29 protein-coding genes and 1 tRNA gene are annotated in these 20,901 nt (G+C 47.5%); 3 read left to right on the plus strand and 27 right to left on the minus strand.

Going from position 1 to position 20,901, the window contains the following annotated elements; translation table 11 throughout:
• Positions 1-3: 3 nt before the first annotated feature.
• From ACZ5ZV_RS11120 to ACZ5ZV_RS11155, 8 genes are all read right to left on the minus strand, one after another.
• Positions 4-849 (minus strand): IS3 family transposase, encoded by an 846-nt coding sequence (locus ACZ5ZV_RS11120; protein WP_464117088.1) that lies wholly within the window; start codon positions 847-849, stop codon positions 4-6.
• Complete coding sequence (locus tag ACZ5ZV_RS11125; RefSeq protein WP_464117089.1) at positions 846-1,250, minus strand: transposase; 405 nt, start codon at positions 1,248-1,250, stop codon at positions 846-848. The genes ACZ5ZV_RS11120 and ACZ5ZV_RS11125 overlap by 4 nt, the downstream gene beginning before the upstream one ends.
• Positions 1,251-1,349: 99 nt before the next feature.
• Positions 1,350-1,423, minus strand: a tRNA-Cys gene (locus tag ACZ5ZV_RS11130).
• Positions 1,424-1,487: 64 nt separating this feature from the next.
• Positions 1,488-2,939, minus strand: a complete 1,452-nt coding sequence (locus ACZ5ZV_RS11135; protein ID WP_464117090.1) for an ATP-binding protein — start codon at positions 2,937-2,939, stop codon at positions 1,488-1,490.
• A gap of 87 nt (positions 2,940-3,026) precedes the next feature.
• On the minus strand, positions 3,027-3,905 hold the full coding sequence (locus tag ACZ5ZV_RS11140; protein ID WP_464117091.1) for a site-specific tyrosine recombinase: 879 nt from the start codon (positions 3,903-3,905) through the stop codon (positions 3,027-3,029).
• 98 nt (positions 3,906-4,003) lie between these two features.
• Positions 4,004-4,657 carry a hypothetical protein gene (locus ACZ5ZV_RS11145; protein WP_464117092.1) on the minus strand — a complete coding sequence of 218 codons (654 nt, stop codon included), beginning with the start codon at positions 4,655-4,657 and terminating at the stop codon, positions 4,004-4,006.
• A 117-nt stretch (positions 4,658-4,774) separates the two neighbouring features.
• Positions 4,775-5,545 (minus strand): hypothetical protein, encoded by a 771-nt coding sequence (locus tag ACZ5ZV_RS11150; protein WP_464117093.1) that lies wholly within the window; start codon positions 5,543-5,545, stop codon positions 4,775-4,777.
• A 216-nt stretch (positions 5,546-5,761) separates the two neighbouring features.
• Positions 5,762-7,093, minus strand: coding sequence for an ISL3 family transposase (locus tag ACZ5ZV_RS11155; RefSeq protein ID WP_464117094.1), 1,332 nt, complete (start codon positions 7,091-7,093; stop codon positions 5,762-5,764).
• 44 nt (positions 7,094-7,137) lie between these two features.
• On the opposite strand from ACZ5ZV_RS11155, the gene ACZ5ZV_RS11160 reads away from it, so the two are divergent.
• On the plus strand, positions 7,138-7,509 hold the full coding sequence (locus ACZ5ZV_RS11160; RefSeq protein ID WP_464117095.1) for a hypothetical protein: 372 nt from the start codon (positions 7,138-7,140) through the stop codon (positions 7,507-7,509).
• Between the two features lie 457 nt (positions 7,510-7,966).
• Here the strand turns inward: ACZ5ZV_RS11160 and ACZ5ZV_RS11165 are convergent, their stop codons facing one another.
• The 4 genes from ACZ5ZV_RS11165 to ACZ5ZV_RS11180 all read right to left on the minus strand — a co-directional run bounded on the left by ACZ5ZV_RS11165 (position 7,967) and on the right by ACZ5ZV_RS11180 (position 11,762).
• Entirely contained in the window at positions 7,967-9,130 is a 1,164-nt protein-coding gene (locus tag ACZ5ZV_RS11165) for a SpoIID/LytB domain-containing protein (RefSeq protein ID WP_464117096.1), read from the minus strand.
• A gap of 97 nt (positions 9,131-9,227) precedes the next feature.
• Positions 9,228-9,980: a slipin family protein gene (locus ACZ5ZV_RS11170; RefSeq protein WP_464117097.1), complete on the minus strand. Its 753-nt coding sequence runs from the start codon at positions 9,978-9,980 to the stop codon at positions 9,228-9,230.
• Positions 9,981-9,990: 10 nt separating this feature from the next.
• Positions 9,991-11,265, minus strand: coding sequence for an NfeD family protein (locus tag ACZ5ZV_RS11175; RefSeq protein ID WP_464117098.1), 1,275 nt, complete (start codon positions 11,263-11,265; stop codon positions 9,991-9,993).
• Positions 11,262-11,762: a hypothetical protein gene (locus tag ACZ5ZV_RS11180; protein ID WP_464117099.1), complete on the minus strand. Its 501-nt coding sequence runs from the start codon at positions 11,760-11,762 to the stop codon at positions 11,262-11,264. The genes ACZ5ZV_RS11175 and ACZ5ZV_RS11180 overlap by 4 nt, the downstream gene beginning before the upstream one ends.
• Positions 11,763-12,050: 288 nt before the next feature.
• Between ACZ5ZV_RS11180 and ACZ5ZV_RS11185 the strand changes: the two genes are divergently transcribed.
• Together ACZ5ZV_RS11185 and ACZ5ZV_RS11190 are read left to right on the plus strand one after the other, a co-directional pair.
• Positions 12,051-12,263, plus strand: a complete 213-nt coding sequence (locus ACZ5ZV_RS11185) for a hypothetical protein (RefSeq protein ID WP_464117100.1) — start codon at positions 12,051-12,053, stop codon at positions 12,261-12,263.
• Between the two features lie 7 nt (positions 12,264-12,270).
• Positions 12,271-12,837 carry a tyrosine-type recombinase/integrase gene (locus ACZ5ZV_RS11190; RefSeq protein WP_464121413.1) on the plus strand — a complete coding sequence of 189 codons (567 nt, stop codon included), beginning with the start codon at positions 12,271-12,273 and terminating at the stop codon, positions 12,835-12,837.
• Positions 12,838-12,863: 26 nt separating this feature from the next.
• Here ACZ5ZV_RS11190 and ACZ5ZV_RS11195 read toward each other — a convergent pair whose 3' ends face one another.
• The 15 genes from ACZ5ZV_RS11195 to ACZ5ZV_RS11265 all read right to left on the minus strand — a co-directional run bounded on the left by ACZ5ZV_RS11195 (position 12,864) and on the right by ACZ5ZV_RS11265 (position 20,899).
• Positions 12,864-13,295 carry a hypothetical protein gene (locus ACZ5ZV_RS11195; RefSeq protein WP_063242957.1) on the minus strand — a complete coding sequence of 144 codons (432 nt, stop codon included), beginning with the start codon at positions 13,293-13,295 and terminating at the stop codon, positions 12,864-12,866.
• A complete protein-coding gene (locus ACZ5ZV_RS11200) occupies positions 13,292-13,510 on the minus strand; it encodes a hypothetical protein (protein ID WP_063242956.1) in 219 nt (72 codons plus the stop codon). Before ACZ5ZV_RS11200 ends, ACZ5ZV_RS11195 begins: the two co-directional genes overlap by 4 nt.
• On the minus strand, positions 13,510-13,647 hold the full coding sequence (locus tag ACZ5ZV_RS11205) for a hypothetical protein (RefSeq protein WP_155723925.1): 138 nt from the start codon (positions 13,645-13,647) through the stop codon (positions 13,510-13,512). Before ACZ5ZV_RS11205 ends, ACZ5ZV_RS11200 begins: the two co-directional genes overlap by 1 nt.
• A 1-nt stretch (position 13,648) precedes the next feature.
• Positions 13,649-14,218: a lytic transglycosylase domain-containing protein gene (locus tag ACZ5ZV_RS11210; RefSeq protein ID WP_063242955.1), complete on the minus strand. Its 570-nt coding sequence runs from the start codon at positions 14,216-14,218 to the stop codon at positions 13,649-13,651.
• Positions 14,218-14,691: a hypothetical protein gene (locus ACZ5ZV_RS11215; protein ID WP_063242954.1), complete on the minus strand. Its 474-nt coding sequence runs from the start codon at positions 14,689-14,691 to the stop codon at positions 14,218-14,220. The genes ACZ5ZV_RS11210 and ACZ5ZV_RS11215 overlap by 1 nt, the downstream gene beginning before the upstream one ends.
• A gap of 1 nt (position 14,692) precedes the next feature.
• The gene (locus tag ACZ5ZV_RS11220) at positions 14,693-15,169 is read right to left on the minus strand and encodes a hypothetical protein (RefSeq protein ID WP_464117101.1); all 477 of its coding nucleotides are present in this window, start codon (positions 15,167-15,169) and stop codon (positions 14,693-14,695) included.
• A gap of 1 nt (position 15,170) precedes the next feature.
• The gene (locus ACZ5ZV_RS11225) at positions 15,171-15,863 is read right to left on the minus strand and encodes a hypothetical protein (protein WP_063242952.1); all 693 of its coding nucleotides are present in this window, start codon (positions 15,861-15,863) and stop codon (positions 15,171-15,173) included.
• A gap of 3 nt (positions 15,864-15,866) precedes the next feature.
• Positions 15,867-16,169: a hypothetical protein gene (locus tag ACZ5ZV_RS11230; protein ID WP_063242951.1), complete on the minus strand. Its 303-nt coding sequence runs from the start codon at positions 16,167-16,169 to the stop codon at positions 15,867-15,869.
• Between the two features lie 10 nt (positions 16,170-16,179).
• Entirely contained in the window at positions 16,180-17,055 is an 876-nt protein-coding gene (locus tag ACZ5ZV_RS11235) for a hypothetical protein (RefSeq protein ID WP_063242950.1), read from the minus strand.
• Positions 17,048-17,386 carry a GNAT family N-acetyltransferase gene (locus tag ACZ5ZV_RS11240; RefSeq protein WP_063242949.1) on the minus strand — a complete coding sequence of 113 codons (339 nt, stop codon included), beginning with the start codon at positions 17,384-17,386 and terminating at the stop codon, positions 17,048-17,050. Before ACZ5ZV_RS11240 ends, ACZ5ZV_RS11235 begins: the two co-directional genes overlap by 8 nt.
• Before the next feature lie 63 nt (positions 17,387-17,449).
• Positions 17,450-18,571, minus strand: coding sequence for a hypothetical protein (locus ACZ5ZV_RS11245; RefSeq protein ID WP_464117102.1), 1,122 nt, complete (start codon positions 18,569-18,571; stop codon positions 17,450-17,452).
• Positions 18,572-18,751: 180 nt separating this feature from the next.
• Positions 18,752-19,402 (minus strand): AAA family ATPase, encoded by a 651-nt coding sequence (locus tag ACZ5ZV_RS11250; protein WP_464117103.1) that lies wholly within the window; start codon positions 19,400-19,402, stop codon positions 18,752-18,754.
• Between the two features lies 1 nt (position 19,403).
• The gene (locus ACZ5ZV_RS11255; RefSeq protein ID WP_464117104.1) at positions 19,404-20,018 is read right to left on the minus strand and encodes a hypothetical protein; all 615 of its coding nucleotides are present in this window, start codon (positions 20,016-20,018) and stop codon (positions 19,404-19,406) included.
• On the minus strand, positions 20,018-20,155 hold the full coding sequence (locus ACZ5ZV_RS11260; protein ID WP_155723923.1) for a hypothetical protein: 138 nt from the start codon (positions 20,153-20,155) through the stop codon (positions 20,018-20,020). The genes ACZ5ZV_RS11255 and ACZ5ZV_RS11260 overlap by 1 nt, the downstream gene beginning before the upstream one ends.
• Before the next feature lie 108 nt (positions 20,156-20,263).
• Positions 20,264-20,899 carry a hypothetical protein gene (locus ACZ5ZV_RS11265; protein ID WP_464117105.1) on the minus strand — a complete coding sequence of 212 codons (636 nt, stop codon included), beginning with the start codon at positions 20,897-20,899 and terminating at the stop codon, positions 20,264-20,266.
• Positions 20,900-20,901 lie beyond the last annotated feature (2 nt).

A 20,901-nucleotide genomic window follows, 5' to 3' on the forward strand; every position in this document is an offset into this window, starting at 1 on the left:
CCTCTAAGTGAAACCTCGGCATTCTGCCGGGGTTTTTCCTTTTAAGCCCCATTGGGGACGTTCGTTATTGTAGTAGTTAATATAACGGTCTATCTCTGCTACCAATTCCTCAAACGTATGGCAACTTTGAAGATCCACTTCATCTTTTAAATGACCAAAAAAACTTTCTATAGGCGCATTGTCCAGGCAGTTGCCTTTTCTGGACATGGACTGGGTGACACCCCACTTAGACAAAAGATCTCGATACGTCTTGGATGTATAGTGACACCCTTGGTCCGAATGCATGATCAAACTCTCTGGCTTTCGGCTGAATAGGTCTTCCAGGCCTCGAATCGCAACGTGTAGTCCAGCTCCAGGAGAAACCGTATAGTGGACGATATCTTTCACTGCCAAGTCTTTTACGGCTGACAGATAAGCCCTGTTTCCTTTGCCATAGTCTAAGTAGGTAATGTCTGTTGAATAAACTGTGTCTTTCTTTTCAACATTAAATTGCCTGCTTAGGATGTTCGGACTTACCCGGTGTTCCTCACCTGATGCCCAGCCTTGCTTGTACTTATTCTTACGTCGGATAGTCGCCTGAAGGCCGTACTTCTTCATTAACCGTCTAATTTTCTTCAGGTTCATGTTGATCCAGAAGTGGCGTTGCAAAAGCATCTTTATTGTCCTAGCGCCGGCTTTACCCCTTCTATACGCAAAAATGATTTGCACCCATTCCGCGTCTGTTGTGATGACCTGGGGAGATGCTCTTTGGGCAAACCAGTAGTAATAGCCACTGGTACTGACTTGAGCCTGAGCGCACAGCCTGCTGAGACATAGATCAGGCCGATGATTGACCGCCTTGCTAATCAACGCGAACTTTTCTTGTTTGCGTATTTTGCCTCCAAGGCGCGGAGCTTTTTTAGGAAGTCGTTCTCCGCGCGAAGATAAGCGATTTCATCTTCTGCTGATTTAAGCTTTTTTCCCTTGGGTCGACCTGTAGACTTAGAACCTCGGCGGTCTTTCTTTAATCCACCTTCTTGGGTAGACATCTTTTCCCAACGCTGAAGGCACTTCTTGGCATAATCCACACCAAATAAGGATAGGTTAATACCAGCATCTTTAAAAATTTGACTAGGAGTTTGTCCCTCTTCCCGAAGCCTTAAGGCCCTAACCTTAAATTCGGGGGTATAGGCAACATTGGACTGCGTTACCTTTAGAACATTCGGATTCTTCTCAAGATCTCGGCGATCTCTTTCGGACAGTGAGCCCATGATCTGCTTCCTTTTTATACGAAAATACCCCAAAAATGGGACAGGGTCTTTTATTTTCCTGTCCGAAATTTGGGGTACAGATCATAACGCGGGTTTATTTGGAGGTGAGTAGCAGATTTGAACTGCTGTAGAGGCTTTTGCAGAGCCTTGCCTAACCCCTCGGCCAACTCACCGTCGAAGGAAGGTTAAAACTAATCTTTCCGTCCTTTTCTGTCAACGCCAAACACCTGGCCTTCCCTAGCATCCAAGACGTTTTAATGCTTCAAATGGCAGATGAGTGATCTTCAAAGCCTCTTCCACATGCAGTGGATGCAGTTTTTCCGCCCTCATCAGGTCCGCAAGACTTCTTGCGACTCGAAGCGTCGCAAGCTCCCGACGACGCGAGGAAAGCTCTTTCGGGAAAAGTTCTCGCATATAAAAACCGGGAAGGTCCTGGGTCAGTTCATCCCAGCTCCAACGAGCCGCCACTTTATAGAAGCGCGGATCTTTCTTGGCCATCCCTGCCCTGAACTGTCGAGCCTCCTCCAGTTCTTGAAGTAAACTTTGCCCCGTGATCGTACTGCCCTCCTCACGCTTGCGAGTAAAGAAAGTGACCTGGAAGCGATCCACCAGAGGTCCTGACAATCGTTCCATATAAGACTGACACTTCTTGATCGAACGCCCACAGATCACACGCGAGTTCGGCACCCAATCACCACAAGGACACAGGTTTGTCGTGGCAATCACCAGCGCTTCAGCGGGATGTTCCTCCACATAACGGCCACGGCGAATGCGAATCCGAAAGTCTTCCATCGGTTCACGTAATGCCTCTTGGGCCCGGGTGTGAAACTCCAGCAACTCATCAAGCACCATCATTCCCTTATGGGCTCGCGTGATATCGCCTTTAAAAGGAGGCACACCCCCACCAATCAAGCCGAGGGGTGTCGTTGAATGATGGGGATGCACCAAAGGACGCCAGCTTAAAGGAGCCTCGCTGCCACCCTTGTTATTCTGTCTGATTTCATGCATTTCTTTTTGCGTCGGTGCCTGCAAAAGCGAATGGAGGCTTTTGGCGATGGTGCTTTTCCCCGACCCCGCAGGCCCAGCGAGCAGCACAGAGTGTTCCCCCAGGGCCACAAGCTTCAGCAACTTCGCCTGACGTTCCGGGAACTCCAGATCAAGCCCAAAAGAAGGGCGCTCCACCTCATACTCTCGCGGCGACAGTGGTACAATTTCGGGCTGACTGACATCCTTCAGTTCCTGCAAACGCCATCTTGTGAACGGAGCCTTATTATCAAGCCCCGTCCCTGTCCAAATCTGCAAAGCTTCTTCCGGGTCAAAGTCCTCCATCAGATCTTCTGGCTCGAAGACCTCGCCCCCTAACGAAAGTTCTCCATACACAAATGCCTCGTTACTGTCTGGTTTGGGAATTTGCTCGGTCTCCCACAGAATCCCCAAGGCCACAGCCAATTCCAGACCGCGCGAAGTTTTTTTAAGATGCGAAGGGCGCAGGTTCACCAGAATCTGCTGTGCCTTAGGAAACTCAAAGCCCTGATTCCGAATGGCACTTTTAATGCGATGGATGCTTTCTTTGATGGCCTGATCCGGAAGCCCTAAAAACTGGATTTGCGGCAAGCCTGCGACAAAGCTAAGTTCAACTTCAACCGGCACCAGACGATCATGATTGCGAATAAGAGATTTTATTTTCATAGCGACGGGCGAAAAAGCAAGAACAGCCCCGTCTTCAAAAGACAATAAAAAAGGCCTTCACTGGGAAGGCCTTCGGGTTCCGGACAATTACTTATCCGCCTCCACCATCTGCGACAGCGGATGATGTTCTTCGATGGTTTTGGTCATCGTGTGGGTGGTGACATTCGTATAAATCTGCGTTGTCTGGATGCTTGCATGTCCCAACAACATCTGAATCGAGCGCAAATCCGCGCCACTTTCCAGAAGAGCCGTGGCACAACCATGACGGAATCTATGCGGATTTACAGGCTCATCAAAGCCCGCGCGAGCCGACCAGGCCGCAAGCCATCTCCACACATCCACGCGTGAAGGTCTGTGCCCGCGATCGTTGATCAAAATGGAAGGACCATTTTCTTTCATCAGGGAAGGGCGATGCTCTTTCAAATACGTGGTCAGATTATCCGCTAGTTTTTCAGTCAGCGGCACAAGGCGTTCCTTGTTGCCTTTTCCCAGCACCTTGATCCAACGGTCTGTCTGGTTAAAGTCCACAACGTTCAAAGCAATCAATTCCGACACACGGCAACCCAGGCCGTACAGGAACAGCAGTGTCAGTTGATTGCGTGCGGTCTTCACCGGGTCATTGACTTCAGCGGCATCAAAAAGTTTCTGGAACTCTTGCGGCGTCAGAACTTTTGGCAAACCCACTTTGACTTTAGGTGGACGAAGTTCTCTCAACTCCGGACACTTCATCCCGCGGGTTTCACAAAACTTAAAGTAAGTGCGTAAAGACGAAATCACCCGCGCCTGAGAGCGAGTGGAGAGGTTGTGTTTTTTCATGAATTCGTAAAAACCAGGCACTGATTTATTGTTTTTACGGTACTCAATATAAAGCTCCAGATCGCGACGATAAGCCATCACCGTATTCTGGGAGCGTCCTCGTACATTTTGCAGTTCATCAAAGAAGTCGATCCAAAGAGGTAGTTCCATACCCCTATTAGACCCAGACTTTCATCCAAGCGCAAGAAATAAAAAACCCCGAGGCATAAACCCGGGGCTTGGTGATTCCTAACTGAATTAAGACAAACTTAGTTGAATTCGCCGTAGAAGTTATTGGAGCAAGTCACACCATTCACACTCACGATGCGCACCACACCCCACAAGCGAGATCCACCAGAGATCAGACCCATTGGACTGGGAGCTTCAATTCGCATCACAATCGAACCGTTGGTCGTAATCAGATCCGGTACCAAAATGTTCTGACCATCTGAGTAACCGCCCACTTGTCCCTGAGAGCCCATGTATCCCACTGTGCGGGTTTGCAGAGAGTAAGTGCCCGCAGCAATTGTACAGTTGCTCGCCAAAGTCTGTGAATACGGCTGGTAATCATAGATCGCACGACTCACCACCATCTGCCCCTGGACTGCGATCGGACCGCTGTACCATTTGTAGGGGCTGCCTGTGGAGGTGTTGCTGATCAAGCCCGACTGAGCGACCATCTGCATATTCTGCAACACGATGCTGGAATCAGCCGCTTGCGAAGTAAAGGTCGTCAAAACCACCGGTTGGTTGATCGAGCCGCAGGATTGCTGCAAGCAGTTCCAACCAACATTGGCGTTCGTACCGCCACCGCCGCCGCCCTTTCCGCAAGCCGCCAAGGCCAATACCATTCCCAGCGCTGCGAAAGCTCGTGTGAAACTCATTGCTGGAAAACTTAAAGTTTTTTTGTTAAGTCTTTCCATGTTCTCTCTCCTGTTTTTCCGGTTTAAAATCTCTCTTTATTAAAGTCTAAATCTAAATTCTCAATCCACTTCAGCTTCCGCGCCCGCAGGCGCTGCAGCTCTGTCGGCAGGGGCCGATTATTTAAACGCTGCGGATACCACCAAGCCTGAGAATGTTCCAAGCTTTCTGTAACCGTCTGCTGGATATGGACTTGTTTTGTTCATCACAGCAGAAGCGCGGCAGTTGTAAGGACCAGAGCGGATGTACCAGCATTTTCTGTACGGAGACTGCTGCACATAAGACTGACCAAAGTTCTTGTAGTAAACAGAGCCAGACACTGTACTGGAACCCTGACCGTCACCCTGGTTTACAACTTTATCGATAACCACCACAATCGCGCCGTATTGATCCTGGAAGAAACCGTTGAAAACTGTTTTGCCGTTGTAAGTGAACCATCTGTTGTATTCAGCTTCCAACATGTTGTTATCCTGCAAGCCACTCATTTTCGCATTTGTGCCCATACCAGAATCAAAAGTGCCAGTATAAGTGTAGCCAGTATCCACATAAGAAAGCTTCACAGTGCCGCCGTAACGGTTGTTACCCACGTTTTCCAAATCAATCGTCAACTTATAGTTGCTTGGATTGTTCAGGGGACGAATACCTACATAAGAGTTCATTTCCGCGAAAGACACTGGTACGAAATCAACCACGTTGCCGCCGGAAGTTGAACCGGAAGAAGTACCGCCTCCATCTGGAGCTGCTGGAGCTTCGCCACCAACACCGCCATCATAAACAGGCTGATTTGTATTGTTAGATCCAGTCTGGAACTGATTGCTCTTTCCGCAGCCTACACCCATCAAAGAGAACGCCGCCAGCAGGAAGATCAGTTTAGAGTTGAATGTTTTCATATCAGCCTCACTTAAAAGGTCCGGTTGTTTGATGGACCTCTCACAGTGACTCTATTGCGATGCTTGTGCCAACATGCCAAGCCTAACAAAAGCGATGTAAGTATATGTTATCACATGGAATATCCACCCATCCCGGACTGATACGAAATAAACAAAGCGTCTAATGTCTGCGGCAGATGCGCAAAAGGGGCACCACTGTCACATGCCTCTCCGTTTTTACTGGGGGTGGGGGATATGCCAATGCCATCCAGTCGTATCAATATGAGACGAGTTAAGAAGCCCACAGCGTTGCAATATTTTGAGTTCAAAAGATTCTTGGTTGCTGTATCCATACCCCATTCTCTTTAGAACTTTGATTTTATTATTGATGCCCTCTGAGATGGCAGTGGTCAGGTTAGATTTAATATATGCCTGAATATTAAGCCTGTATTTTCGAATCTTCTGAGCAAATTGTTTGAACACTTTGATACCTGATTCTCGAACCAAGTAGTACCATTGCGCCAGAGATTTTCGGAAGTTTGGAAGTGTTTTTTCATCCAGAACTTTATGGAAATAATCAACGATCAACATTCCCGCATTGATGTTTGTATTGAGCATTTTTAATTTCCCAAGAAGGTTTTGTTCTTCGATGGACAAGTTGGGATTGCGTTCCATGAGGATAAATCTGCGCCCCCCTTCGAGCATCCCGGCTTGAAAGCTGTCATTTCTTTTTTTTGCCAGTCTAAACTCGTCTTTGCGGAGAGTATTAAATGTTTCATTAAGGTTCTGAACTAAATGAAATCTATCCACAGCAATCTCTGCATTAGGACATAGCTTGGAAACAGCTCTGAAATATCCAGCATTCATATCTAAGGCAAAATATATAATTTGGTCCCGAGTTTTCTTAGATAAAGTCTTGAGGCAATTTGCTAGAGCCATAGCATCTCGTCCGCCAGCTGTTGCAATGACTTTTGAGAGCTTAGAGCAGACAAGGCTGGTTATATATTGAGTGGTCCAGCGCTCAGAAAAGGGGCTATTCCTTTGAGTATTTACTATAGTTCTAAAGTGTACTTCGTCGGCACTCATGTGACTGACGTTGAGATCATCAGGGAGTTTGTAGAATTTCTTCATGTGCCTCATTCTCCACTGATCCAGATCCCACATGGTTTTGGAATTCGTGCGGAAATAGCGACTTGTAGCTTCGCAGGTAAGCTCTTCCATGAGAAGACCAGCAACCTCAGCCATAGCCAAAGTCATGTTTGAGAATTGAGGGTGAACTCCCTTCATAGGAGACATTCGAAGTTGCCCTGAACACATGTCGCAAACAGCGCGTAATCTACGATAGTGAACTATCACTTCTTTATAAGCCCCCAGAGGGGGAGCTTTTAGTTTGCGTATTCTGTAGTCTTTGACATTTTTTAAAGAAAATCCACAGCTCTCACAAACACAAGTATCTTTTTTTTGCTGCACCCATAATTCACATGTTAGAGTTGATTTGTCAGTTTTGAAAGACTGCAGTACAACGTCTTGCAGACCTATGGAATCAATGATGAGATCAGAGCAGTCCATCCTTGGAAGCCTCCATTAGTAAAAATTTTAGGGAGATTTTATCAATGAACTTTGAACTTGAAACAACACAGCGCACCGTATGGGAGCTTGCCGATCGAGTGGAGTTTTTAAATCGTATGCGGCCATTACTGAATATTAGTGATGCCGAGGCCGAAGAAATCAAAGAATTGCTTCAGGAAAGAGATTTTGACTACTTAGAGATCGCAGCTTATTTGGGCAAGCAAGAAGATCCAGATGCGGCCCTAGTTTTTAATGGGAAAAAAGATATTTACTGGGATATTTTTAACTCAAAAAAATCAAAAGAAATTATCAATAAGATAAGTGAATTAGCGCATCCTCTTACAAAGTTGTCCCACACAAGAGGCCTCACTCAAAGAGACTGGATGAAAAGACTTGAGGCGCTTGGTAGTTTTTAAAAGATTTAAGCGTCCCGGCAATCAAGGCCGAGGATCGAATCTTCGAAAAACAAAGGTCAGAATTACTTGCTCAAATCGAAGATCTGAGTTGCTAGCCTCTCACCCCCATTTAAAACGGGGAGCCCTGTCACATCTTGATATGCCTAAAACTTTGACGAAAAACCAAATATTTAAGATTTTTCCTCATCTTACCGAAATGGGATGTATCAAACTTAAAAAAGGATTTTACGATGACAGTGACAGTGACAAATGCATTGATTCTGGGCGCGGTCTTCATGTTCGCTGCCCGCGTATTTTTGGCTTTCTAATTTTGAGGCCTTGAATTTTTTCTTGAAAGAGACTCTCTTGCAGAGCTCTTTTTCCTTTTATACCGCGAGCAACTCCTGCCCCACCTTCTTCGGCTGACTTCTAATTTCCAAAAAAAACAGACCCAACTTAAATTCTGCCCCGCAATACCTTACTGCAACTTTGCCAGTGGATAGTAGTGCTTCAGGATTTGTTTGTAAGTGTATCCCTTTTGCCCCAGTGAGCGGCTCCCCCACTGACACAGACCCACCCCGTGACCGAAGCCGCGGCCCTGAAACAAAAACTCTTCGCCTTGCTTTTTCATTTCAAACAAAGCACTGCGCAGATCCTGAAATCCCAGGGACTGTCGGAAGTCATTGGCTGACAAAACTTTTTCAGGGCTGCCATTGAAGGCCACACGCACGGATTGCACGCGCTGATCCTGCGGGTTTCTGACGAACTCGATGCTATCAAAATCAGTCACGCGCAGACGCTTTTTCAGATCTTCCTTGCTTAAGGTCAGCCTCCACTGGCCACGGGGATTGGTCGGGCACGAACTGTCCACGACGATGCCGGTGTTCACGCCATAGTTCCAGACATTCTTGGAGGTCGTCGTTTTACCTCCGCAATCAGAATGATAGAAGGCCTTCAAAACACGGCTTTTTGGATCCCACAACTTGATCCCTTTTGTTTCCTCAACGGCCTGCATGGCTTTTTGAATTAAAGGACTTGTGCGGTCTTCAGCGACCACATGACGGAAGACCTGATCCAAAACACTGCTTTCCAGATGATAAGCCTTGTCTTTGCGTTCATTGATGACCGCCAAAGCATAGGATCTTGCCGCGATGGCTTGAGCCTTCAGGGTTTCCAGTGGCCAGGCTAAGGGCATTTCGCTGGCAAGAACTCCCACGACATATTCATCCAGCGGCATGACGCCCACAACATCCACCATGCCAGCGTTCATGCTCAGCAAGACCCGCGACGGAAGTGCTTGCGAGCCAATGCGGATATTGTCCCCCTGGATCAGAAGGTACTTGTCTGTGAAAAGATGTTCGCTGGCTTTGCTGTTGGTGCGCAACGCCCAGATTTTTTTCCCATCCTTATGCAACACACGCACTTCAGCCAACGCGTCCTGCGGTATCGCCACCGGGCGGAAATTCTGAGTCAGATTCTGAAAGCGAAGCCCCAAACCGGAGATCTGAACTTTGGAAGAAAGAGATTTTAATCGCACTCGCACCAAAGGAGCACCCGTGTCCGAGACAACAGAAGAATGCACGTCAGAAACAAAGCCGACGAAGACCATGATGAAAGTCAAAGATGCCCATACTAGCTTCACTGCCAAACTCCGTCCGTAGAGTTTTTGAAAATAAAAAGGGACAAAGCATCCGGCCTTGTCCCTTTTATTTAACCAACAATGGTCCAGCGATTAAAGTCTAGTTTTCCTTTTTCGCCATTTCCACGAAGGGCTTAATGATGTCTAGCGGCAAAGGGAATAGGATCGTATTCGTCTTATCACCCGCAATTTCGGTCAAAGTCTGCAAATAAGCCAACTGCAATGCTGAAGGAGACCCTGCCAAAGTGTTGGAAGCCTCTTGAAGCTTCTGCGCACGCTGCACTTCCCCGTCCGCAGAAATGACTTTGGCACGGCGTTCACGCTCGGCTTCCGCCTCACGCGCCATGGCTCTTTGCATTTCTTTGGGAAGGTCGATCTGCTTGACTTCCACCATGGTGACTTTAATACCCCAGGATTCTGTCGCTTTATCCAAGATCACCTGCAAAGCCGCATTGATCTTGTCACGATGTTCAAGCACGTCGTCCAGATAGTACTGCCCCATCACAGAACGCAAAGTTGTCTGTGCCAACTGGCTGGTTGCAAAGTAGTAGTCCTCAATCTTCGTGATTGCCTCCATCGGGGAAACCACTTTGAAGTACACCACCGCATTCACCTGCATGGATACGTTGTCTTTTGTGATCACGTCCTGAGGCTGCACATCCATCGTGATGGTGCGAGTGTCGATCTTGATCATTCGTTCGATGAACGGGATCAACAGGATCAAACCAGGTCCGCGCACACCCACGGCTTTACCCAGACGCAAAACCACACCACGCTCCCAGTCATTCAGGATCTTGATCATCGAGCTGCCGACGATACCACCGATCACAATCAGGCCAATTATAAATTCCATTATTTTCTCCTTATTTAATTTTTTTCACATTCAACGTCAGACCCTGGCGTCCCGTCACATGAACGCGGTCTTTTTCCTGCAACGGGTCTTCTGAAACAAAGTTCCAGATCTCACCAATGATCTCCACCTGACCACGGTGACCGTTGCCTTCCACCGTCATGACGATCCCCTCGGAACTCTGCATTTGAGCATCGGAATCCCTGGTTTTCATACGGATGGTTTTTAAGGCCAAATAACCAATGCCCAGGAACAAAATCCCCAGAACACCCACAACAGAAATAATCAAAGAAAGCGGCAGGCTGTAACCCGTCGTCTGAGCATCAAACAAGAACACACTCCCCACAAAAACGGCGATCAATCCACCAATACCCAGGGCTCCGAAGCTTGGAATGAACATTTCCGCAACCAGAAACGCTATTCCCAATAGAATCAAAGCAAGCCCACCCCAGGTCACATCCAGCTTATGAAACGCCACCATCGACAACACCAGACCGATACCACCGATCACTCCCGGAGCAATCAATCCCGGATTGGTAATCTCGACATAAAGCAGGGCCAGACTTCCCATAAACAGCAGATAAGCAAATTCGGGGTCAGCCACAAAACTCAGAACTCTGTAGCGAATATCGGGAACAAACTCCTGCAGATCATGAACGGCGACCACGGAAGTCTCTTTCTTTTCCCCGACAATAACTTTGCGCCCCTGGGCTTTTTCCAAGAAGTCCAGCTCGGAGGCCGCCAGAATATCCAGCGCCCCTTCCTGATGCGCCACTTCGCTGCTGAGGGATTTGGCTTCCGTGATGATTTCTTTTGAAAACTTCAAACTGCGCCCACGAAGCTTGGTCACACCTTCCATCCAACTGACGGTGTCGTTGACAAGTTTTTTTCGCAGGTCTTCCGGAGTTTCCCCACCCGACCCCAGAATCGGAGTGGCAGCCCCAATGTTCGTGGCGGTCAAACCGCCGTTCACATGGCAGGCCTGCAGAATAATAGCACCTGCACTGCCCGCATGACCGCCACGAGGCGCGATCAGACACAGGTAAGGAATCGGAGACGCCAAGATACGCTCGACGATCAGACGCGTGCTTTGCAGGCTGCCGCCCGGTGTATTTATGCGCAAGTACAGCGAGCTGCATTTGCTTTCAACAGCGCGGCGTTCGGCCCGATCAAGGTAGTCCGATGTCGATGCTGAAATGGGTTCATTGATTGTGATCGCGGTGGTGCAGTCAGCCTTTGCCGCCGCCCCTGCAAAAAACGTCATGAACAGCAACATCAGGAACTTCATACGCCCAACTCCTTCATCACTTTTTGCAGATCATTCCAGACCACTTTTTTAGCACCCGGATCCTCTAACAAATAAGCCGGACTGTAGGTTTCAAGCCACTTGCCAGGTCCTTTGAAAATCAATTCGCCGATGTCCTTAGGGAAAGAACTGTAGACGACCACCACTTTGCTTTCGCACACCTTGGCCAACTCGGACGGCAACTGCGAACGATCCTCCACCGTGCAGTCCAGCTCCAGAACCTGCAAATTGCGCAGCTTCATCGCCGCTTTCATCTTCGCAGCCAGATCCTGCACCTCTGGCAAGAACAAACTTTCTTTCTTCTGAGTTAGAATATTTAAAAACACCAGTTCGTAATGGCGCAGCTCGGAAGGATTGAAGGGACCTGTCGAGGTGAAAAATCGAGTCTTGACCGCTTCCGCTTCAGAAGCCTGATCTTGTGAGAGCATAACATTTTGAAGACCCAGGACGTCTTGAAGATACTGGATGTAGTCTTTCATGGCGCCGATTGTATCTGGACCTAGGTTTAGAGACCATAAAAACCGGCCTTAATGCGCTGCTCAAACTCTATGTCATGGCGCATTTTTGTCTCAAAGTGACACACCAAGAGGTCGGTAATTATTGGGGTTTTCGGCCTTGTAGTTTTTACAATTTTAAGACCTTCAACAACCCTGAAAAAACACCCTATTTTGTTTAGAAACATTACCTCTTAGGATTGCGAGCGCAGCTTAATTGCACGACTGAAATGTCGCGCTTTCAAATAAAAATGCGCTGCGGAAAGAGGAAAAATGCCGGAAAAACTTAAAGCATCACTTGAACATTCAGGCAAAATGTCCCGCTTAAGTGACATCATCATCGAAATTTCGGACTTGAGTCGCCTTCGGAGACAAATGGAAAAAAACAGCCAAAAGGAAACTGCGACCTTTGAAGCGTTAAGCGCAAAGCTTCGATCGCTTTGCAAAGAAGGAGACGCCCTTATCGCGGAGCTAAAAGGAAAGTAGGCCCGTGATGGTAGTTGAAACTGAAAAAACACCACGAAAACAAAAGCCGTGGGCTATCACAAAGGAAAAATTCTTATCCGCATCGGAATATGGAAAACTGCGGGCTCATGTTCGCCGTCGCAAGTCTCGTTACGCAATTCTTTTGAAGTTGTTCATGTTCACGGCTGCGCGTGCAAATGAAGGTCTTGCCGTGCGCCTGAAAGACCTCGACGCCGATCATAAGACTGTTTTGATATACGGCCTTAAAGGTTCCAATGACCGTGAGATTCCCTTGCCTCCGTGGTACTTCTTTGAACTTTACAGCTATGCAAAAAAGGTCTGCAAAAGCCCCGAGGACCGGATCTTTCCTTTCTGTTATACAATCTTAAATAGAATCTGGCGACTATATCGCCCGGTAAAAAAACGCTTCCATGCCCTCAGACACACGCTTGCAATTCGAGTTTTCGAATCCACAAGAGACATCAAGCTAGTGCAGATTTTGCTCGGGCATCGGAGTATCAAAAACACTATGGTCTATTTGGATTACGTTTATTCACGCAAAGAGATGCGCAGAATTTTAAAGGTCAAATACTAAAGCCCGCTCGCGCGGGCTTTGCCTTTTTAAGAGATAACTTGCGGTGTCTGCGGCGTTTGTGGCGCCGATACTTGCGGAGTCTGAGTCTTTTTGATCAACCCACCCTTCGCATCGAACTCGTGCCCCTGTGCTTGCATTTCAGCAATAGTGCGAACCTCACCCGCAGAGTTCATCACTGCACGACGAGCTTTCACGCGTTCGCCCGCTTCTTCATCGGGAATGATATTCCCCGTTACTTTGCAAAGCTTGTGGACTCGCGCATCGCGTGGAATAGGAGCTGTGCAGTGCTTTTTTGCGCAACCCATCTCTTCAGAGCGGTCAACCCACTGGCCCGCGCCGTTTTTGACGAGACTCACAAGGTGCGAGCCGTCCGCGCCGAAAACATCAAGAGAGTTTTCTGTCGCGTTTACTGTGCAACCCGGAAACTTATTTTTATAGTGAACAATCCAAGACTTCATTTTTCTTCTCCTTCTTTGTCGGCCAAAGCCTTTTTTAGTAAACGAATTTCAACCCAAGCTGTGTCAATATCCCTTCGCATTTTGCGAATCTTGCGAAAGTGCGAGACCACGCCGCTTGCGATAAGTCCCGCGTTTGAAAGAACCAAAGAGCCCACCACAAGCCAAAAAGCATTTTGCATATTTTGATCGCCGATGACCGCTCTTATCTCTTCCATTATTCTGCCTCAATAGGTGCCGTTCCAAGAGCTGCGTCTCGCAAGTCTTGTTCACTCACGCCAAGATAACCCGCTGCCGCTGCAAGAGCGATTGCGATTATCATGCCCACAACTTTCAGTTTTATTTTTTTGAACATCTTATCCCTCCTCGACACGTTGTCGGTTTCGCTGAAATCTTGCCCAATACTCTCCAGCATATCCCTTGGACGTTCCGGCACGTTCTTTTTGGGAGTTTCCCGGTCCTTGATTATACGACTTAATAATCCACTGAATATCAGTGGCCAACTCACCGGGAAAAAGCTTGCGGAGATAAGCAAGATAACGAGCAGCAAGATCAATGGAATATATTGGGTCATTGAGTTTCGCCTCCGTTGCAGAGCTGTCAAGCCACTGCGCAGTTGTTAAGGTCACTTGCATTATTCCCCATGACTTTCCATCGTAGGACTTTGATGCCTCAATATCGTTGGGATATTGCAAGCCGTGCTTTACTGATTTTGCTTCGCCAAGACTCGACTCATTCATGCAGATAGCTTTCAAGTCCTTCCAAGCGTTCGGCCAAAGCTTCCATTTTGCGGCGGCGGCTTTAAAATCAGCATCCCACCTTGTCCAAGAGCCGTTTGTTTTTTGCATGACGGTTTTGATCTCCTCTTTCTGCGAAAAACCTAAAAAAACCACGCCGATCAGTCCGGCCAACAAATAAAAGGGCATCACTTCACCTTATTGAAGATAAAAAAGCCCAATGCGCCCACCACAAAAAGCGGCAACACTGTGCCAACACTCTTGAGTGTGTCCAAGGTAACATTGCCAACCTCCGCAAAACCGTCGGCGACTTTTTCGGCAACCTCACCGCCGACTGTCATCACAAGATTATCCCATTTAATATCTTGCGCCTGATCGCTGAGTGCTTTGATAAAAGTATTCCAGTTTTCCGGGATACGACCTTGCGAAAGTTTCGCAAGTTTTATCATTGCGTCTTCGCAGTCTTCGTCATCCATTGGGATTGCGTTTGCAGCCATGCCGAGGCCCTCAAGGAAAAACCTTGCGCCTTTTTTTGCTTCGATAGTGCGAATCAGCGTTTCAAAATCCAACTTATATACGTTCGGAAAGTGCTTTACGTTATAGTTGTGAAAGTGATTTAAAATCATTCGCCCGCGTTGTTCGTCAACTTGCTGAGAGTTCATTCTAAAGCTCCATTGCGTATAGAACGCAGTTATCAAAGCGGTAGCGGTCCGATGCGTTCCCGCTTCCGGTTCTGTTGGCATCGAGGTAATAGTTGTTTGTTCCCGCTGGCGGGTTTTCATCTATAAACCAGAATGAAGACGGCTGCTGAAAGAAGGTCCCAGTCCCAAGACTGATCCGCAAAGATGGGTTTGCAATAACAGATGCGTTTCTAATCAAGCGCATACTGCCATTGATAGCTGTGGATATTGCTTCTTGTGAGAACTTCGCGTTAAAGCCACCAATCCAAAGTAGAACAGGACGCCCGCCGGAACATTTTAGGCTAATTTGTGAGTCGCCAATCACGGTATTGGAAACAGTGTTCACATACCAAGGATTTGCAAATGTGCTTGAACCAAAGATTTTGCTTTTAACAATCTCTCCGATGTTCCCAGCGGCCTCGACAACTTTACGAGTAGGGTTCGCAAGCAAAATATCCATTTTACTCCTCCTCTATGCGCGTGACTTTGCCGCCCGGCACTGAGAATCCCCAAAGAGCCGCCGAGTTTTTCCAAAAAATCTTGGAACCTGGCGGGATCTTGATGCCCTCGTTTGTTGTCGCATTGACTGTGTTATCACCGCCGACAAAAAGGTCTGCACCTGTTTTGTTTTCAATCGTTGCGACTTTGCGATTAAAATTCGCCGGAGCAATCTGCGCGGCTGTATTCGCAACAAGCACGACGTGTGTCGGTCCAACAATGCTCGCACCCTCTGACAGCGAAATCCCGCCCGCGTTGAGTGACAATAGCTTTCCGGTTTTGAATTTTGAATTGACCGAAAGCTTGAGCACCATTTTAGCGCCCGGCTGTCGCGGCCAATGCAAGTATGCTTTCGCAACCGCAGGCTCAAACTCTACCGAGGAGTTCACTTCAAACTTAAATGGCCGTTGATAAGTTTCTGGTGCGTTTGGTTTTAAGAAGAAGTGATTCGTCGTAGAGGTCGCCTCTTCGACAAAAAGATTTTTAAAAGGTGTGTGAATAACAAGAGGGTTGGTTTCGGGACGCTCTTCGTCCAAGTTCAAAACGATCTCTTGGATGTCATGCGGCTTGTCTGTGGCACCCTCATAAATCCCGGCCTGATCGACCTCTCTGATTCTTTCTAAAAGTGCATAGACCTGTTCACGCGTGAACGTCATGGCTTATCTCCTTTTAAAAATGAAAAATGCGCCGACGCCGACCGCAGCCAAAAGCATCCAAGGGGCAACACGCGTTCCAAAGAACGAGGCCGACGGCGTAGGGTCTGTGTTGTTCGGAGGTGCAACCGTCGGTGGCGCGGGCGTCTTTCCGGCCTCGATCTGCGCCACGGTGAGGTTAGCCCCCATGTCTTGTGCAATTTTTACAAACGGGGCACTTACTTGATTCGCGAGGTAAACCGAAATGTCGGCCCCTGCTTTTTTTGCGCCCTCTTCGGCAACTTTTTTTAGGTCATCAAACAAACTCATTTAAAAGCTCCTATCGTCGTTTCTTAAGCATGAAAATTAGACCTACCCCAAGGGCTGCCCCGATCAAAATAATTGGACTGAGAGCCGTCCCAGAGCTTTGGGCGCTATTGGGGTAGGGAATAACTATTGGACTTGTCGCCGGAGCACTCACTTTGGGTTGCCCGGAGTTCAAGTTATTTTGAATGTCCTTAAACGCGTCGGTCCATTCCTGAGGCAAGGAAGGAAACTGTGGAAGTTCCAAGTTCGGCCATTCGATACCGTCAAACATCCCGGTCCCGGCCAAGCCGCTGGCGACCTGAGCCATGTTCCCGCGCTGCAAGCCTGAATAAACTTGAGAGCCCGCAACCGTGGCCGTCATCGGATTAGCCGCAACCCAAGAGCCTGCGGATGACGCGGCACTGGCCGCGTAAGGCGCAGCCGCAACCGCGCCCGCAATAGCTGCCTGCTTGACCGTCATATTTACCAGAGAGTTTTTTTCTGCGTCGGTGAGTGCCTCACCACGCTGCAAGGTTCTATATGCGTCCGCTGACTCGGCGAAGGAACTAAAAAAGTGATCGCGTTTGAGACCGTCTTCGACAAAGTCAAAAGCATTAGAGGCTTGCGCTACCGGATTAAAGACCTCTCCCGCAGCGCCAATGAGTCGTCGTCCGGCCATCGTAAAGCCTCGGTCAATATGTCCGGTGCCCACGCCGCGCACAACGTCCCCAGTCGCTTCGACTGTCGCAGTGATCGGCCTAAGCCCGGTGCTCACGACACGGCCAACGTCACTGCGTTCAAAGCTTTCACGTCCCGTGTTCCAAGCCTGATCGACGGCTTTCACTGCGCCGCCTACGGCATTACTTACGGTGTTCGTTGCGTTTTTGACTTCTCTTTCAACGTCACCCATCCGCGAGGTCCTTTTTCAAAATGATGATATTGTTTTGTGCGTGAACCACGCGGTAGCCCCAATTTAAAAGCCCCGGCAAAGCCGCGCCGTTCGTACCGTCCTCAAGGTCCACTGAGCCTTTGAGATATTTACACCCGGCTTCTTTTGCTATTTCGGCGATTTTGTTGCCAAGGTTGGTTGCATGATGCTTGTGCCGCTCTTCGGGAGTGACGTAAACATCGACGATATAGCACTCGTCGCCGTTAATCTCATAGGTTGCAAAAGCAATATCAGGAATCAAAACCATATTGCGGTTGCGACGTTCTTTAAGATATTCGGCATACAGTTTCATTTAAAATCTCCAAAAAGGTGCGCGGTTTTAAGGAGAAGGCCCGCGCAAACTCCAATGGATATTTTAACGAGGCAAGATCAACTCTTGCGTTTCAATCGTCAAAGACGCCGGAGGTGCCTGATACAGGTTCGGCACTTCGGTACTTTGATGCAGAGAAATCACAAGCTGCACGTTATCAACAACCGGCTGCATAACTTCAAGCGCGCTCGAAAGATCGCCGTCCTGCAAAAGATCGAGGTACGCCACGCCGTCGAGACGAGAAACGCCACCTGCAAATTTTGCATCAACACCGAAGCGAGAGCGGTTGTCCGCTTGCAGATCAAGGAAACGGGATTTTTTGATAGTCGTCTGACCATTCAAAACAAGAGCCACGTCTTTAATCAAAAGATTACTTGCCAACTTATTGTTAGAGCCATCTTTCGCAAAGAGCATGATACCTTGCAAACGGTTCCCTTTGTTGATGTCGATGGCATAGTCTGTCACCGGACCGCTGAAAGTAACTTCACGAGTCGTTTGTTTCCAAAGAGTGAAGTTGAAGTTCGCCGGAACATCCTGAGCTTCAACGGTTTGAACGTGAACTTTAAAAGTATTGTTCGCATAGGTTACTGCTACGTTAGTAGTTGCAGCGTTCTGCAAACTTTTAAAGTTGCCACAGTTCAACTCAACCGTAGCACTTGAAACTTGCTTCAAGTTCAACCACGTGCTTTCTGGGCCATATTGAGTGTGATTATAGCGTTTCGCGTACACGTTTTGGAAAGACACCAAAACAGTTTCAGCAACCTCTGTGAATTGTCCGGTCGTACCGTAGACAAAACCACCTTCTGTCACCGGATTAGGTACGTTACTTGGGGCTGCTTTCGCCTCTGCTTTTCTCTCTGCTTGGATGAGCGTCGAGAAAAGCTGTTGAACGTGCATCAAGTGAGGGCGCACTGATTTAACAGTTGTGCCGCCGTTGATTTTAACGTCAATACGGCTAATAACACTGTCGAATGTACTCTCTGCATTGGCAATAGGAGTGCCAGATGCGTAAGTAGTTTGAACAGCACCACTCAAGCGCAAGATAAGGTGCTTCAGCACCGTATCTTTAGGGAGGTCACGAGAGAGGACTTGCCCCTCTTTAAAGTCAATGGGTTCTAGAATCCTCTGCCTTTCGGCGCGAGGGATTTGCGTCATAACTCCTGCCATGATCGCACCTCTTACGCGCCGCCAAGGGCGCGTTTAACTGCGGGCACCTTGTTATAGATCAACATGAAAGCCGCTGCTAGAGCGAGACCTGTGATAATTGCCTTTTTGCTTGGCATTGTGTACTCCTTGGCCCGTAGTTATCGGGCAAAAAAAGTTTGTTGTTGTTTTGAACCTCTGACCTTAAGGGTCGGAAGTGTCTTCTTTTAATTCAAGTCCTGTTTTTAAATCATTGTCCATCAAAAGCAGAGTTTCTCTGTCCGGCGAAAAATAAATGAACATCCTTTTTTTCATAGTTTTTAGGTTATTTGCAAAAACCCCTAAAAATGATTTTTGATAATCAATATCGTTTTTCTCAAAAGCCCGCCCGCAAAAAACGTGTTGGCATTGAGAGAGGATTGTTTTGTTAATTTCGCCCGGTCTTTGTGATGTGAAAACCATTGAAAGATTTTGATGTCTCCCAATAAGGACGCAGTTTTCAAGCCATTGAGGGAGCTTGTGCGGTGACGAGTACATATGTATCTCTTCGATCACAATACAGAGATTGCCGCACTTAAAGAGTATTCTTAAAAGGTTATCAAAAATAACCGCCTTATTTTTTGTTTCAGGCGAAAACTTAAAAATTAACCGAAAAACCTTTTTTCGAGTTTTCTTAAACTCTAAGAGAGTTTCGCAAAAACTATCAAAATCACTAAAAACAAGACCGTCGTGATACTCGTTCATGGTATCAATGACTACGACTTTTGGGAAAAAGCTTTGAACCTTCCTTGAAAGGTAAGTCTTGCCGCTTCCTTTAATGCCCATCGCAAGGGTAAAGTCGGTCACTTTAAACATATCAATTCGCCTGAATAACCTCGAAAGGACTCTGTGGTGCTCTCACTGGCTGGGGCGTTGGAGGTTGCGGCTGCGGCTGCGCTTGCTCAAGCTGTTTTTTTAGCTTCGCATCCTCTTCTGCTTTCCAATCTGAATACACCTGGAACTTGGCATATCCCAATAGACTCGCCGATGAAATAAGAGTGAAAGCTGCAACAAGTTTCGGGTCGGCTTGATTCAAGTCCGGCATATAAAAACGCAAAAACTGATCGAGTGCTTGCACAGTGGGTTTCGCTTCTTCTTCGGTAACTCGAAGTTTTTCGCAACCCGTGCGTGAGGCCGCAATATCGAACGGAAACTTGATAACTCCTTCGAGCATCGGCATAATCATTTCAGCCGTCGGCGCTAAATCTTGGCCCTGATCTACGGAAGGAGAAGGGTTAAGGTTGCTTTGAACCTCAACTTGCCCCTTCTTTTTTCGCGGTTGTTTGTCGGTTGAGCCTTTCGGACGCCCACCTTTGCGCTCTTTTTTGTCAATCGCCTGAGTCACCTCTGCAATTTCTTGCTTCGCTTCGCCAATCGACTGAATTAGTTCGGAAACTTCCGTTGACGGTTGTTCAATAACTTCCGTTTCCATTATTCTTCATCCTCAGACTTTTTTGATTTTTTGGGAGGGGCTTTGGATGTTTTTGTTTCGTTTTCTTCGGTGTTTTCGTCGCCAAAAAGTCCGGCGGCTAAAAAACCTGCGACAAGGGCGGCAATTAAATAAGGCATTTTTAGCTCCTTTAAAAGTCGCCCAGAGAGGGCTTGGGGGCCCCTCCGAGCTGGTCAAAAAGACCTCTTTAAGAAGAAAAAATGTCTGAATTTAGCGCAAGGATTTTTTTAGTTTTCTACTAAATATGGGTCCCATGGGGTATTTTCGAAAAGCTCGCGGTAATAAGTAGGAAAATATGTGTCAACGGTTTTTCGGCCATCAACCCACCACCAGTCCGACATCACGCTTTCAATTCTTGGATTCATTATGCTTGCAGCTGCCCACTGATTCGGCTCAAAACCGTTACGTACTAGCAGATCATTGTCGGGACGCCCTAAAACACAATGGCCCATAAGGTGATAAAACAGAAACCTTCCTACGCCGTTATCATTTGCTCGGTCCTTGGCCCACAAAGCGATTGATATTTTGGGAGTTTTATTCGGCAGTTTTTCGCACTTTCCCGGCATATAACTAAATTCCATGTCTGGAGTTTGTTCGACAAACTCGATAATTAAGTCATCAATAACAAGGTTTTTTCCCAAAGACTGAAATACAGTGACTAGGGAGGTGTATTCTAGCGGTATAGACAGCACTTTTTGATGCTCTTGGACTTCTTTTACCGGCTCTTGAGGCTCATTAGAAGGTTGGTCAGTGGGACTTTTTAGATCAGTTTTCAAAACACTAGAGCCACTGCCAGAACAGTTTTGAAAAAACAAAACCATTATTGAAAAAAGGGCCAAAAATATGATCGGTTTCATGCTCATAT

The sequence above is a fragment of the Bdellovibrio sp. HAGR004 genome (genome assembly GCF_055397015.1).